The 13,003-nt window shown below is 59.8% G+C and carries 12 protein-coding genes; 6 read left to right on the forward strand and 6 right to left on the reverse strand.

Annotation, left to right across the window (positions count from 1 at the left end; all coding sequences use genetic code 11):
• Window positions 1–46: 46 nt before the first annotated feature.
• The gene (locus JJQ51_RS01815) at window positions 47–2,467 is read left to right on the forward strand and encodes a glucan 1,4-alpha-glucosidase (protein WP_269244205.1); all 2,421 of its coding nucleotides are present in this window, start codon (window positions 47–49) and stop codon (window positions 2,465–2,467) included.
• 37 nt (window positions 2,468–2,504) lie between these two features.
• The gene (locus JJQ51_RS01820; RefSeq protein WP_113355735.1) at window positions 2,505–3,245 is read left to right on the forward strand and encodes an ROK family protein; all 741 of its coding nucleotides are present in this window, start codon (window positions 2,505–2,507) and stop codon (window positions 3,243–3,245) included.
• Between the two features lie 90 nt (window positions 3,246–3,335).
• Here JJQ51_RS01820 and JJQ51_RS01825 read toward each other — a convergent pair whose 3' ends face one another.
• Window positions 3,336–4,253 carry a LysR family transcriptional regulator gene (locus tag JJQ51_RS01825; protein WP_113355736.1) on the reverse strand — a complete coding sequence of 306 codons (918 nt, stop codon included), beginning with the start codon at window positions 4,251–4,253 and terminating at the stop codon, window positions 3,336–3,338.
• 104 nt (window positions 4,254–4,357) lie between these two features.
• Between JJQ51_RS01825 and JJQ51_RS01830 the strand changes: the two genes are divergently transcribed.
• The 4 genes from JJQ51_RS01830 (at window position 4,358) to JJQ51_RS01845 (ending at window position 7,584) form a co-directional block, all read left to right on the forward strand.
• A complete protein-coding gene (locus JJQ51_RS01830) occupies window positions 4,358–4,924 on the forward strand; it encodes a chromate transporter (RefSeq protein WP_113355737.1) in 567 nt (188 codons plus the stop codon).
• Window positions 4,921–5,451 carry a chromate transporter gene (locus JJQ51_RS01835; protein ID WP_113391174.1) on the forward strand — a complete coding sequence of 177 codons (531 nt, stop codon included), beginning with the start codon at window positions 4,921–4,923 and terminating at the stop codon, window positions 5,449–5,451. Before JJQ51_RS01830 ends, JJQ51_RS01835 begins: the two co-directional genes overlap by 4 nt.
• Before the next feature lie 221 nt (window positions 5,452–5,672).
• Window positions 5,673–7,091, forward strand: coding sequence for an LLM class flavin-dependent oxidoreductase (locus JJQ51_RS01840; RefSeq protein WP_269244206.1), 1,419 nt, complete (start codon window positions 5,673–5,675; stop codon window positions 7,089–7,091).
• A 190-nt stretch (window positions 7,092–7,281) separates the two neighbouring features.
• Entirely contained in the window at window positions 7,282–7,584 is a 303-nt protein-coding gene (locus tag JJQ51_RS01845) for a hypothetical protein (protein ID WP_113355740.1), read from the forward strand.
• A gap of 384 nt (window positions 7,585–7,968) precedes the next feature.
• Here the strand turns inward: JJQ51_RS01845 and JJQ51_RS01850 are convergent, their stop codons facing one another.
• From JJQ51_RS01850 to JJQ51_RS01870, 5 genes are read right to left on the reverse strand one after another with little or no spacing between them, the layout of a single operon-like run.
• Entirely contained in the window at window positions 7,969–8,550 is a 582-nt protein-coding gene (locus tag JJQ51_RS01850) for an NAD(P)H-dependent oxidoreductase (RefSeq protein ID WP_113355741.1), read from the reverse strand.
• On the reverse strand, window positions 8,547–9,956 hold the full coding sequence (locus JJQ51_RS01855; RefSeq protein ID WP_145323226.1) for an FAD-binding oxidoreductase: 1,410 nt from the start codon (window positions 9,954–9,956) through the stop codon (window positions 8,547–8,549). The genes JJQ51_RS01850 and JJQ51_RS01855 overlap by 4 nt, the downstream gene beginning before the upstream one ends.
• A gap of 1 nt (window position 9,957) precedes the next feature.
• Window positions 9,958–11,271: a cytosine deaminase gene (locus tag JJQ51_RS01860; protein ID WP_145635762.1), complete on the reverse strand. Its 1,314-nt coding sequence runs from the start codon at window positions 11,269–11,271 to the stop codon at window positions 9,958–9,960.
• A complete protein-coding gene (locus tag JJQ51_RS01865) occupies window positions 11,271–12,137 on the reverse strand; it encodes an ABC transporter permease (protein ID WP_113332098.1) in 867 nt (288 codons plus the stop codon). Before JJQ51_RS01865 ends, JJQ51_RS01860 begins: the two co-directional genes overlap by 1 nt.
• Window positions 12,137–12,961 (reverse strand): ABC transporter ATP-binding protein, encoded by an 825-nt coding sequence (locus tag JJQ51_RS01870; protein WP_113332097.1) that lies wholly within the window; start codon window positions 12,959–12,961, stop codon window positions 12,137–12,139. Before JJQ51_RS01870 ends, JJQ51_RS01865 begins: the two co-directional genes overlap by 1 nt.
• Window positions 12,962–13,003: the final 42 nt, after the last annotated feature.

Consider the following 13,003-nt stretch of genomic DNA (forward strand, 5'->3'; position numbering starts at 1 on the left):
GAAACATTTTGGCGGGAGCAGATTGCAGCGACAGAGGAGATAGTGCATGGCGCCTTACGATGCTTCCGGCCCCAGCGTGAACGGTATCGAACCTCGCTGGACGTCCAGTGCAAAGAGCGGAGTTGGCACAGCCCTTTCGCCAGCCTGCCGCATCTGGTTCACTCTCAGCCACGGCATCCTCAACGAAATCTATTATCCCCGCGTCGACAGTGCTTGCACCCGCGATATCGGATTGATCGTCACAGGTCCTGAAGGTTATTTTTCGGAGGAAAAGCGCGATACGGAGAGCGTCGTCACCACGGTCGAGGATGGCGTTCCGGCCTATCGGTTGATCAACACGGCGATCGACGGCCGTTATCGGATCATCAAGCGCATCATCGTCGATCCCATGCGCAGCAGCTTGCTACAGCAGATATCATTCGAGCCGCTGGAAGGCACGATCCGCGATTATCGTCTCTATCTGCTGGCCGCTCCACATCTGGTCAATGCCGGTTACGGCAATACGGGCTGGGTGGAGGACTACAAGGGCACACCGATGCTTTTTGCGACGGGCACGGGCGGTGTCTCGATGGCTCTTGCCGTCAGCGGTGGTTGGCGGACGGCATCCGCTGGCTATGTCGGTATTTCCGACGGATGGCAGCAATTGCAGAAAGAGGCCCGATTGGACCCGGCCTTTACGCGTGCCGCCGATGGCAACGTCGCGCTGACCGGTGAGATCGATCTGATCGGCGGCAGCGACACCGTCACCCTATCGCTCGGTTTTGGAAGTCACGCCAAGGAAGCCGGCTACAATGCCCTTGCCAGCTTGCAAGCCGGCTATGACAACGCCGAGCGCAGCTATGTTGCCGATTGGCGGACATGGCAAGACGGATTGCTGGCTTTGGACGAACCGAGAGCGCCGCCGCCCGAAGTCAATCGTTATCGGATCTCGACAGCCGTGCTGGCGACGCATCGGCCTCTTTCTTTCGAAGGACCGGCTGTTGCATCTCTTTCCATTCCATGGGGCTTTGCCAAGGGCGACGAAGACCTCGGCGGCTATCATCTGGTATGGCCGCGTGATCTGGTCGAGACGGCCGGTGGCTTTCTGGCTGCGGGCGCCGCGCAGGATGCGCTGCGCATTCTGGCCTATCTGCGCGTTATCCAGGAAGAGGATGGACATTGGCCGCAGAACTGCTGGCTGGACGGAGAGCCCTATTGGACCGGGATACAGATGGACGAGTGCGCCTTTCCGATCCTGCTCGCCGATGCCCTGCGTCGCGAGGGAGCCCTCACTGGCGATCTGTTACTGTCTTACGTGCCGATGGTCGAAAGCGCGGCACGCTACGTCGTCGTCAACGGTCCCGTTACCGGCGAGGACCGTTGGGAAGAGGATGGCGGCTTTTCTCCCTTCACTTTGGCGGTCGAGATCGCCGCCCTGCTTGCGGCAGCCGATATTCTGGAAATTGCCGGTCAAACGCACAATGCGGATTATCTGCGGCAGACCGCCGACGCCTGGAACGACCAGATCGAGCGCTGGACCTATGTCAGCAGCGATGCGGAGAGCGCTGCTCTCGGGATCAAGGGTTATTATGTCCGTATCGCGCCGCCTGAGATCGCCGACGGAAGCTCGCCCGCCGACGGTTTCGTGCCGATCAAGAACAGACCGCCCGCTGAATCCTTCTTGCCGACCGCCCGCGTCGTCAGTCCCGATGCTTTGGCGCTGGTGCGCTTCGGATTGCGGGCCGCCGACGATCCTCGCATCCTCGACACCGTCAGGGTGATTGATTCCCAGCTCAAATGCGACCTGCCGCAAGGGCCGCTATGGTATCGCTATACCGGCGACGGCTATGGTGAGCATGAAGATGGCGGCCCGTTCGACGGCACGGGCATTGGGCGGCCATGGCCGTTGCTTGCGGGCGAACGCGCCCATTATGAGCTTGCGGCCGGCCGTCCGGAGGTGGCTCTTCAGTTGCTCAAGACACTCGAGCAGTCCGCCGGTCAGGGCGGATTGCTCCCGGAACAGGTGTGGGACCAGCCCGATGTGCAGGAGCTGGGGCTTATGCTCGGAAAACCCTCCGGCAGCGCCATGCCGCTCGTCTGGGCTCACGCCGAGCATATCAAACTCCTGCGCTCGCTGAGAGATGGGGCTGTTTTCGACATGCCGCCGCAGGGTGTCGAGCGTTACGTGACCAACAAGGTGACGGCACCCTTCGTGCCGTGGCGTTTCAATAACAAGCTGTCGCAGCTTGCCGTCGGCAAACGCCTGCGGATCGAGGTCATGGCGCGCGCGATCATTCGCTGGAGTTTTGATGGTTGGGTCGGCGCCACCGATACCGAAACGAGCCAGAACGGCTTCGGCATACATGTTGCCGAGCTTTCATGCGAATACCTGCCTGAAGGCGGGTCGGTTGCCTTTACCTTTTACTGGCCTGACACCGATCATTGGGAGGGAGAGGATTTCTCCGTCTCGGTCGTTGAAGCGCCCTAGTAGGATTTGCGCCAGTGCGGATAGAAAGTGGACGAATATGAGTCAGGCATTAGAGAGCCGCAAAACGAACGTAAAACTGAAGAAAGCCGCCGCACCAGCTGCGACAGAAGAGCTTATCGTCTTGGCGATTGATCTCGGCGGTTCGCATGTCAAAATGCGTCTCAGCTCCGGTAGCGACCGCCGGGCAGCCGTCTCGGGGCCTGCAATGTCGGCGAAGCAGATGGTTCAGGCCGTCAAGGACCTGACGAGCGATTGGCGATATGATGTTATCGGCATGGGATACCCAGGCCCGGTTTCGAACAACAGACCCGCCATGGAACCGCACAATCTGGGCAGCGGCTGGCAGGATTTCGACTTTTCCACCGCTTTCGGCAAGCCGGTCAGGCTTGTCAATGACGCCGTGATGCAGGCAATCGGCAACTACAAGGACGGCAATATGCTGTTTCTCGGCCTCGGTACCGGATTGGGTTCGGCGATGATTGCCAATCACGTTTGCCTGCCCATGGAACTCGCCCATCTGCCTTACAAGAAGCGGGGCACGTTCGAAGACTTCATCGGAGAACGGGGCCTTGAAAAATACGGCAAGAAAAAATGGCGGCAGTCGGTCGAGGATATCGTCGAAAGATTGAGGGCGGCCTTGCTGCCGCATGAAATCGTAATTGGTGGTGGCAATGCCGAAAAGCTCAAGGAACTGCCCCCCGGCTGCCGTATCGGCGAGAACGAAAATGCGTTTCTCGGAGGATTTCGCCTTTGGAAGGATGCGACTTTGAGCTTCTAGGCTGCATCGGTGTGGTCGAATGGTGTGACATGAGGATCAGGCACAAGTCTGTCGGTCTTTCCTGACAGGAGGATAGCCGGCTTAGCGTCCCTATTTCATCGAGGCTTTCTCGTGCTGAACGATGTCGGCGAATAGCTGCAGCGCGCCACTTGGCTGCTCATCCTTTCGCGCGAGATAAAGGGGAGCCACGAGATTGTCTCCTGGGTCAAGCCTCAGATAGGCGATGCCGCTCGTCTCCAGCCCTGCGATCGATCCTGGAATGATGGAGATTCCGAGACCAGCGGCGACCAGACTGAGCGTCGACAGCAACCGGGGAGCTTCATGACGTATTTTTGGGCTGAAGCCCGCGGCAAGGCAGGCCGCTATGATACTGTCATATAGCCCCGGCCCCGAGGGACGGCGGTAAAGTATGAAAGCTTCGTTTGCTAGCTCCGACAATCGAGCGCGGCGAGGCTTCTCTCCTTTCGCTATCACCAGGGGATGACGATCTGGAAGAGCGACCAGCATCTCTTCATCGAGAATTCGGGAAATTATCAGCCCGCTCGACTGTGCAACGGGAGAGCGCACGAGTGCGACGTCGAGAAGACCGGAATGCAGCATGGCGATCAGATCGGGCGTACTGGCTTCCTCAAGCTTGAGCGCGACATCCGGTGACGCCTCGCCGAGCGAGCGGACGGCCGAGCTGACCAGCGGATGAAAGGCCGCCGAACTGGTAAAGCCGATGGCGAGGCTTCCCTCCTCGCCGCGGGCATTGCGTCTCGTCGCCTCTATCGCAAGATCGACATCGTTGAGGATGGTTCTCGCCCTCTCTATGAACGTCCGCCCCGCATCCGTCAGCTCGACACCTCTCGGCAGGCGCTTGAACAGCGATGCACCGACGATTGCCTCCAGCTTGGCTATCTGCTGGCTGAGCGGTGGCTGCTGGATGCCGAGCCTTTCGGCAGCGCGGGTCATATGGCCCTCATCGGCAACGGTTACGGCATAACGGAGGTGTCGAAGTTCGATCATGACATATCTCAAACATATGGATACTGTTCAATCCATATATTGGACGCATGACCGGTAAAAGCCTATTTTGACCGCCTGTTCGGCATAAACACACAGGCCATGACATGGACGCTATTTCTCATTCCAATGCTGATCAACGCGAAGGACCAGCGGTCGCGGAGCTCTTCTTCGGCTTTTTCAAACTCGGCCTCATTGGTTTTGGCGGGGTTCTGCCGCTCGCACGCCGCATGGTGGTCGAGGATCGCAAGTGGTTGACTGGGGAGGAGTTCACCGAACTGCTCGGGCTGTGTCAGTTCCTGCCCGGCGGCAATATCATCAATATGGCGGTTGCGATCGGCTCCAAGTTTCAGGGCGTGGCGGGGGCATTTTCGGCGCTCCTTGGCCTCATTGTCGCGCCGACGGCGATCGTGATCAGCCTTGGCGTCGTGTATGATCAGTTCAACAGCGATCCACGCATCCAGCACATGTTTGCAGGCCTTGCCGCCGCCGCGGCCGGTCTGCTGATCTCGATGGCCGTCAAGATCATCCTGCCGCTGCGCCGCAGGCCTGTCGCCCTGGTCATTGCCGCCATTTGCTTTGCCGCCATCGCCGTGGTCGGGCTGCCCTTGTTGCCGACCATGCTGGTTCTGGCACCTCTCGGTATCATCGCCATTTGGAAGCTTGAAGCATGACCACGACCCTGCTTTCTCTCGCAATCATTTTCACCCAGCTGTCGCTGCTCGCCTTCGGCGGCGGCAATTCCATTCTCCCCGAAATGCATCGTCAGATCGTCGATGTGCAGCATTGGATGACGGCGCAGGAATTCGGTGCGCTGTTCGCCTTGGCGCAGGCAGCTCCCGGTCCGAACCTAATGGTCGTGCCCCTGGTCGGCTGGCACGTTGCCGGATGGGCTGGAGTGCTGGTGACTTCGGTGGCAAAGTTTGGGCCTTCTTCGGTGCTGACCTATCTGGTGCTCCATCTCTGGAACCGTTTCAAGGACAGGCCGTGGCGAAGGATCGTCCAGGCCGGGCTGGTGCCGATGACCGCCGGGCTCGTCACCGCCAGCGCGGTCGTCATCACCGAGGCATCAACTCAGGGCTGGATTCTGGCGGCCATAGCGGCAGCCGGCGCATTTGTTCTTTCGACGACGCGCGTCCATCCGCTCATCGTTCTGGGCATTGGCGCGTTGATCGGGCTAAGCGGCATTGGCCAGGTCTGAGCCGGAGGTTTCCGGATCGCGCCACCGACATGGTCTGCATACAACGCTGCTCTTTAGATCAAGCCTGCCAATCGCTCACCAATCCAGGCATTGAATAGCGGATTGCGGGCAAGCGACGGGAAAAATATTTCTCCATAGAGTATATAGACATTATGCGTTTACTTTTCGAATAGCATTCCTGCCCCTAGCCTGATCGGCGGTCTCATTCGTCCGGAGCTGGCATGACAAGGCATATTCGATTCAACGCGTTCGACATGAATTGCGTCGCGCATCAGTCCCCGGGGCTATGGAGGCATCCGCGCGATAAGTCGTGGAAATACAAGGATTTGGACTATTGGCAGGATCTGGCGCGGACGCTGGAGCGCGGCATTTTCGACGGCATATTCATCGCCGACGTCATCGGCTATTACGATGTCTACAAGGGCTCGAATTACCATGCAATCGAGCAGGCCGCGCAGATACCGGTCAATGATCCGATTCAGCTCGCGGCGCCGATCGCGCTTGCGACCCAACATCTCGGCATAGGAATAACCGCCTCCACCTCTTTCGAGCATCCTTACACGTTTGCCCGCCGGCTCGCCACCGCTGATCATCACACCAAGGGCCGTGTCGGCTGGAATATCGTGACCTCCTATCTGGAGAGCGGCGCGAAGAACGTCGGTCAGGGCGGCCTGAAGACCCATGACAACCGCTATGAGGTCGCCGCCGAATATGTGGAGGTCCTCTACAAGCTTTTCGAAGGAAGCTGGGAGGAGGGCGCCGTGCTGCGCGATGCCGAGCGCGGCATTTTCACCGATCCTACCAAGGTCCACGAGATCGGCCACAAAGGCAAGTATTTCGATGTTCCAGGCTACCATCTCTGCGAGCCATCGCCGCAGCGGACGCCCGTGCTTTATCAGGCAGGCGCATCGGGGCCTGGTAAGGCCTTCGCGGCCGGCCATGCTGAATGCGTGTTCGTCGCGGCTCCGACCAAGAGCCTTCTGCGCGCCTATGTCGCCGATATCAGGCAGAGGGCTGCGGCTGCTGGCCGCGATCCACGGAAGGTGCTGATCTATAATCTCACGACACTGATCATCGCGGAGACCGACGCAAAGGCCCAGCAGCTCTTCGGGGAATATCAGAGCTATGCCTCCTATGACGGCTCGCTCGTATTCATGTCTGGCTGGAGCGGCATCGATTTCGGCCAATATGCGCCGACCGACGAATTGAAGAAGGTCGAGACCAATGCGATCGTCTCGATGATCGAGAACTTCGGCGGCAAGGACCGGGCCTGGACGGTCGAGGAACTCGCCAAATGGGGTGGGATCGGCGGAACAGGTCCCGTATTCGTCGGATCGCCCTCGACTATCGCCGACATCCTGCAGGAATGGGCCGAAGAGACGGACATCGATGGCTTCAATCTCGCTTATGCGGTAACACCCGACAGCTTCGAGGCGGCGGTCGATCTGCTTGTTCCGGAACTACAGAAGCGCGGAGTGTATCCGACCGCCTATCGTCCGGGCACCTTGCGCGAAAAGCTCTTCGGCGAGGGACCTTATCTGCCGGTGACCCATCCGGCCAATGCCTATCGCGATATCGAGGCCGTCAAGCGTCGGGATGCGGAAGTGGCCACACCGTTACGCCAGTCGGCCGGCGTCTAGGTTTTGCCATATCACCGATCCGGTTGAAGCATGCGCATATTCGGCCCACTTTGACGATGCTCTGAGGGCCGACGAGCCGGATGGATCTCTGAGATATTCCGTGCAATCCAGCTATTTAAGGTAGCAATGCGTTAACGTTCTGTTCACCTTAAGATTACTAAGGTTTCCTGATGAAAAGGAAGGAAGCCCAATGAAAAAGATCTTTGTTCTCGCCATGGCTGCCGTAACGCTGGCAGCGCCCTTCGCCAACGCGCAGGAATGGCCCCGTCATCATCGCGATCGTCCCGACGAAGTTCATCGCAAGATGCCGCCTCGGGGACCGGGACGCCCTGGATGGGGGCCCTATCGGGGTAAGGACCGTTCGGGTTACTATCATGGCTACAGAGGTTACCGTGATCGCCGCCCGGGCTACCGCCGTCACAGCGATGGTCTTTGGTATCCCGCCGCGGCCTTCGCGCTCGGCGCCATTATCGGCGGCGCTTTGAACAACTAGCTCTTCCGCCTTTCCAGGAATTGCTCTTAAGCTTTCGATGATTATTGAAGCGGTTTGGGGGAATGCGATCCGTCATTCCCCCAAACCGCACAGGCGGATCGAAGTTCGCCCCAAGCCGGAACACCGCCCAATTGCACGCTTTCCGGTTGGAAAATATCGGGCCGGCAGTCCGTCACGTGTTGTGGATTGCCTCCATCGGCCGAGTGCATTTCCGCTTTTCGCGAATCTCGGAAACGCTCTATCTTCTTGTTTCCAAACGCATTCCGGACGGAAAATGGCTGCGCGTTTTTCCTGGAAATGCTCTATCGTTAGGTGTCGTCCGGCATTTTCTGGAGTCGACCGTTGGGCGGTCGCGGTCATTCTGGCCGCTGGAAAGAGCCGCGTTTAAAATCGCTCCATCTCGCGGCCGACCTTCGTCAGAAACTGGCTGCGGGAACCTTCCGTCGAGCGGTTCATGTCGTAGTGGGCGAGGAAGATCACCGGGGCGAAAGGCTTGATCTGCGCGCGCAGCACGCGCTTGACGATCTTCTTCGGCGGGTTGCCCGCAATGAAGGCACGGAATGGATCGGCGCCATAGGTCAAGACCGCGCCGAGTTTGCGGATATGCTGCAGCTTCGAGCGCACCTTGCCGTTGACGAGTTCGAAGGAAACGCCCGGAAGCCAGACTCGGTCGAAATAACCCTTGAGGATAGCCGGAAAGCCGAAGTTCCAGACCGGAGTGACGATCACAAGCGCCTCGGTGCGTTCCAGCCGCTCGACATAGGGTTTGAGCGTCTCGGTATTTTCGGGATAGTCGTGATAGATCAGCCGGTCGTGGCGCGAGAGCACGGGATCGAAGCCCTCGGCATAGAGGTTGCAGTCGTCGACGTCGTGTCCAGCACGTTTCAGGCTCTCGACGGTCTGGCGATGCAGCGCGCCACCAAAACTTTCCTCGACCGGATGGGAATGAAGGACGAGAACCTTCATGAGGCCTCCATCAGCGCGGCAAGGCCGGGGAAGAGGTAGTTCTTGCCGGATTTGAAGTCGAAATTCGGATCGTCCCAGGCAATCATCTTGCCGGGATTGAGCAGGCCCTTAGGGTCGGTTTCCTTCTTGAAGGCAAGCTGGACGGCATCGGTCTGCTTCATGCCGCCTTCCTCCAGCGTATAGCGGTGCGGATTGAAGATCGGGCAGCCGTGATCCTGGTGAATCCTAATGATCTCTTCGAGCCGTGCCTCGGAAGTGTAGCGCACGAGGGGCAGTCCGGAGCATTGGATCTGCCCGTCGAACTTGATGAATTCGAGATGACCGGGCACCTCGTCACCAAAGATCTCCACCATCTTCTGAACTTTGGCGACATGATCCGGCCCCGGATACTGCACCTGCAGATACGTGATGTTGGGATCGACCTTGATGGCACGCAGCGTCGTGTGGTTCCAGGCGAGCTCATAGGCGTGCGGAATGCCCTTCATGCTCTCCACCTTGTCGGAGCGGAAGGTGATCTCGCCCTTCTGCTGCATGGTGAAGGCGACGAATGGGTCCATCGAATGCGGTGCGATCATCAATGCCACGATCGACTGCCCTTGGCGGATATAGGGCTTGTGGCGGCTGAAATATTCGTACGGAATGGGGGCGGCGATCGGGGCGATTTCCTTGACCAGAATGCCGTTGCATTTGGCAAGCGCGTCTGAAAAGCGCACTGCATCCATGAAGTCGTCATAGCCGACCAGCACGTCGATCCAATCATAGGCCGGCGCCAAGGGCATTTCGATTTCGGTGATGATGCCGTTGGTGCCGTAGGCATGGCTGACCTTGGTCAGGTCCCAGCCGGTGAGATCGAGCGTGCGGGGCTCCGCCTCCATCGTCACGACGCGAAGGCGCAAGATGTTGCCGAGATCGCGCAGCCCGCCCCAGGTGATCGAGCCGACACCGCCGGAGCCGCCGGCAATGAAGCCGCCGATCGTCGCAGTTTGTGCCGTCGAGGGATGGAAGCGCAGCTCCTGGCCCGAATGGGCCTTGGTCTGGCGATCGAGCTCGGCAATGACGATGCCGGGCTCGCAAACAACGCGGCCGGGATGGATCTCCTTGATCGTGTTCATGGCGGCGAGATTGAGCACGATGCCGCCGGAAAGCGGCATGGCCTGGCCGTAATTGCCGGTGCCGGCGCCGCGCGGCGTGACGGGAGCGTCATGCGCATAGGCGACCTTCAACGTGCGGATCACCTCTTCCTCGGTCTTCGGAGTGACGACGAGATCGGCCGTGACATTGTCGAGCTGGGCCTTCAGGATCGGCGAATACCAGTAGAAGTCACGGCTTTTCTGGCGCACCAGCGCCGGGTTGTCTTCGACGGCGATGCCTTCGAGTTCTTTCTTGATGCGCTGATAATCCGGCATGTCAGGCTCCAATGACGCTGTCGAGTTCGCGATAATCCGGCAGGCTGCGATCGATCACCTTGCCCTTGCGAAGGACGACGCGATCGGACTGCGGACGGGAAAGGAATTCGCTCCAGCGCCTTGCGCTGAAAAGCACGAGGTCGGCCGGGCTGCCGACGGCTATGTGCCCGATATCCGGGCGGCCAAGTATCTCCGCGGGCGAGGTGGTGATGACCCTCGCAGCCGTATCCAGCGGATGGTCGAGATGCAGGATGCGCACGGCCTCGCGGAACACCTCGACCGGATCGAGATCGCCATAGGCGTAGAATGGGTCGCGGGTATTGTCGGACGCGACGGCGGTTGGCACGCCGGCCGCGGCAAGTTCGTGCAGCAGGGTGACGCCGCGCCAGCGCGGCGTGCGCCCGGCGTGACGGTCCTGCAGATACATGTTGCACATCGGCAGCGAAACGATGGAGATCCCGGCCTTGGCGACGAGATCGATTGTGGCGCGGGCAATATTCTCATCCTGTCGGGCAAGCGAGCAGCAATGGCCGGCGGTCACCTTTCCGGTAAAACCGTTGCGAAGCACGGCCTCGGCGATGGCCTTCAGCGTCAGCACCTCCTTGTCCTCGGTTTCGTCGACATGCAGATCGATGTCGAGGCCATTATCGGCGGCTGCGCGGAAAAGCTTGTTCAGCTGCGCGTCGAGTTCCGGGTTCAACTGCGTCACCCCGCCCATCAGGCCGCCGGTGTCGCGAACGACACGGAGCAGATCGGCAAAGAAGGCATCGTCTACCATGCTGTCGAGCGGAAAGAGGGCGACGGCCTGTAGCGCGATCTTGTCCTTCCACGCCTCGCGGACCGAGGCGAAGACCTCGAAGGAGATGCGATGCTGCGGCGCCAAGGAATCGAGGTGGGTGCGGATCAGACCGGTGCCGTGGGCATAAGCCGAGCGCAGCGAGAATTCCATGCGCTTGCGCACGTCGTCGGCCGACCAGTTAGCCTCGCGGTCGGTCCGCACTGCATCGAGCGCACCTATGAAACTGCCGTCCGGGTTCGGCCGCCGTTCCCAGATGTGCCCCTTGTCGAGATGGGTGTGCATGTCGACGAATGTCGGCCAGACCATGCCATCGCGCATATCCACTCGGGGATACTCGGCCGGCGCGGTTCCAGGCGCGACGATGTCGCTGACAAGGCCATCGGCGACGACGATATCGACCTTGACCAGGCCCTCACTCGAGGGCGCCGCAAGGCCGGAGAGCGTCAAGGCTGGGATGGTAGCATTGCTCAGCACAAAGCGGGCTGCGTTCGGTGGCGACATGAAGGCGTGGGACATCAGTTCTCCCGCTTGAGGCTGCTCTCATGCCAGCGATGCAGGCTCAGCCATGAGATGAAGGAGGTGAAGGCGAAGATCGCGACGCCGAGCGCCGACAGGAGAAGCAAGGCTGCGAAGAGCCGCGGCATGTTCTGTCGGTATTGCGCTTCCAGCAGTCGAAAGGCGAGACCGGAGTTCGGACCTCCCGAGCCAGCGGCGAATTCCGCGACCACCGATGCGATCAGCGATAGGCCGCCGCCGATCCTCAAGCCCGTCATGAAATAAGGCTGAGCGGCGGGCAGTTTCAGATGCAGCAAGGCCTGCCAGCGCGAGGCGCCGTAGAGATCGAAAAGGTTGAGCAGATTATGGTCGACGCTCTTCAATCCCTGCACCATGTTGGAGAGGATCGGAAAGAAGGCGACGAGGAAGCCGCAAATTAAGAGCGCTGCTTCGCGTGTCGGCGCATAGATCAGGATCAGCGGCGCGATCGCGACGATCGGCGTCACCTGCAAGATGACGGCCAGCGGATAGAAGGCGAGTTCGATCCAGCGGGACTGCACGAGAAAGATGGCGAAGCCGACGCCGCCAATCAGCGCCAGGACGAGGGATATGAAGGTGATCTCGGTCGTCACCCATAGAGCCGGCCAAAGGATGCCCCAGTCGGAAACGAGCGCCTTTGCGACGGCGATCGGGCTTGGCAGAATATATTGCGGAATGCCGGTGCCAACGACCAGAAGCTGCCAGAGGACAAGAAGCGCAAGAACGGTCAGGATGGGCACGAAGATACCAAGCGCGCGTTCCACACTGCGCTTTTTGGCTGCAGAGGCCGCGGGTGCGTCGGCAGATTCAACGGACAGAGTGGCGGGCAGACTGGTACTGTCACTCATCAATGGGCCTCCGGCCAGCCGATGGCCTCGATCAGGGAACGGGATACTTTTTCGCATACCTGCCGATATTCTTCAGATGAACGATAAAGCGGATCGCGCTCGCCGCTGGTTTTCAGCGGAAAATCGCTATGGACGCGGCCCGGCCGCGCCTTCATGACGACAATACGATTGGAGAGATAGGCGGATTCATAGACGGAATGCGTGACGAAAATGACGGTAATCCCTGTTGTCTGCCAGAGGCGCAAAACGTCGTCGTTCAGCTTCTGGCGCGTGATTTCGTCGAGTGCCGCAAAGGGCTCGTCCATCAACAGCAGCTTTGGCTTCGTCACCAAAGCGCGGGCGATCGAAACCCGCATCTTCATGCCGCCGGACAATTCGCGCGGATAGGCTTGCGCAAAATCCTGAAGGCCGACGGTTGCCAGCGTCTCCATGATCTGATCGTGCGCCGTCGCTTTCGACACGCCCCGCAGCTTCAGCGGCAGATGGACATTGCCAAACACAGTCTTCCAGGGAAGTAGCGTCGGCTCCTGGAAGACGAAGCTGATATCTCCTTCCGGCAGACCCTTGGCGTTGATGCGCGAGCTGGGCCAATCGATCCTGCCATTGGAGGCGCCGCCAAGGCCTGCGATGATACGCAACGCCGTCGACTTGCCGCAACCGGAAGGGCCGAGCAGGCTGATGAACTCCCCGCTTTCCACATGGAGCGACATGCCCGATAGCGCCAGCGTGCCGTTGGAAAAGACCTTGGAGACCTGTTCCATGACGACGAGCGGCCGTTTGCGTGTCTCGGTTTGGGTGAGTTTGGTAGATTCGGACACTAGCATGGTTCAGCTCTTTGTTGATCCACCCTCCCCTTGAGGGGGAGG

Source organism: Rhizobium sp. AG207R (genome assembly GCF_027109195.1).
Taxonomy (GTDB): domain Bacteria; phylum Pseudomonadota; class Alphaproteobacteria; order Rhizobiales; family Rhizobiaceae; genus Rhizobium; species Rhizobium dioscoreae.

What these genes read in the sequence shown, in the direction of transcription:
- JJQ51_RS01830 (WP_113355737.1), top strand. Translation starts at nt 4,358, where the DNA reads ATGGACGCTATTTCTCATTCCAATGCTGATCAACGCGAAGGACCAGCG.
- JJQ51_RS01860 (WP_145635762.1), bottom strand. Translation starts at nt 11,271, where the DNA reads ATGTCCCACGCCTTCATGTCGCCACCGAACGCAGCCCGCTTTGTGCTG.
- JJQ51_RS01825 (WP_113355736.1), bottom strand. Translation starts at nt 4,253, where the DNA reads ATGATCGAACTTCGACACCTCCGTTATGCCGTAACCGTTGCCGATGAG.
- JJQ51_RS01815 (WP_269244205.1), top strand. Translation starts at nt 47, where the DNA reads ATGGCGCCTTACGATGCTTCCGGCCCCAGCGTGAACGGTATCGAACCT.
- JJQ51_RS01870 (WP_113332097.1), bottom strand. Translation starts at nt 12,961, where the DNA reads ATGCTAGTGTCCGAATCTACCAAACTCACCCAAACCGAGACACGCAAA.
- JJQ51_RS01845 (WP_113355740.1), top strand. Translation starts at nt 7,282, where the DNA reads ATGAAAAAGATCTTTGTTCTCGCCATGGCTGCCGTAACGCTGGCAGCG.
- JJQ51_RS01835 (WP_113391174.1), top strand. Translation starts at nt 4,921, where the DNA reads ATGACCACGACCCTGCTTTCTCTCGCAATCATTTTCACCCAGCTGTCG.
- JJQ51_RS01820 (WP_113355735.1), top strand. Translation starts at nt 2,505, where the DNA reads ATGAGTCAGGCATTAGAGAGCCGCAAAACGAACGTAAAACTGAAGAAA.
- JJQ51_RS01840 (WP_269244206.1), top strand. Translation starts at nt 5,673, where the DNA reads ATGACAAGGCATATTCGATTCAACGCGTTCGACATGAATTGCGTCGCG.
- JJQ51_RS01865 (WP_113332098.1), bottom strand. Translation starts at nt 12,137, where the DNA reads ATGAGTGACAGTACCAGTCTGCCCGCCACTCTGTCCGTTGAATCTGCC.
- JJQ51_RS01855 (WP_145323226.1), bottom strand. Translation starts at nt 9,956, where the DNA reads ATGCCGGATTATCAGCGCATCAAGAAAGAACTCGAAGGCATCGCCGTC.
- JJQ51_RS01850 (WP_113355741.1), bottom strand. Translation starts at nt 8,550, where the DNA reads ATGAAGGTTCTCGTCCTTCATTCCCATCCGGTCGAGGAAAGTTTTGGT.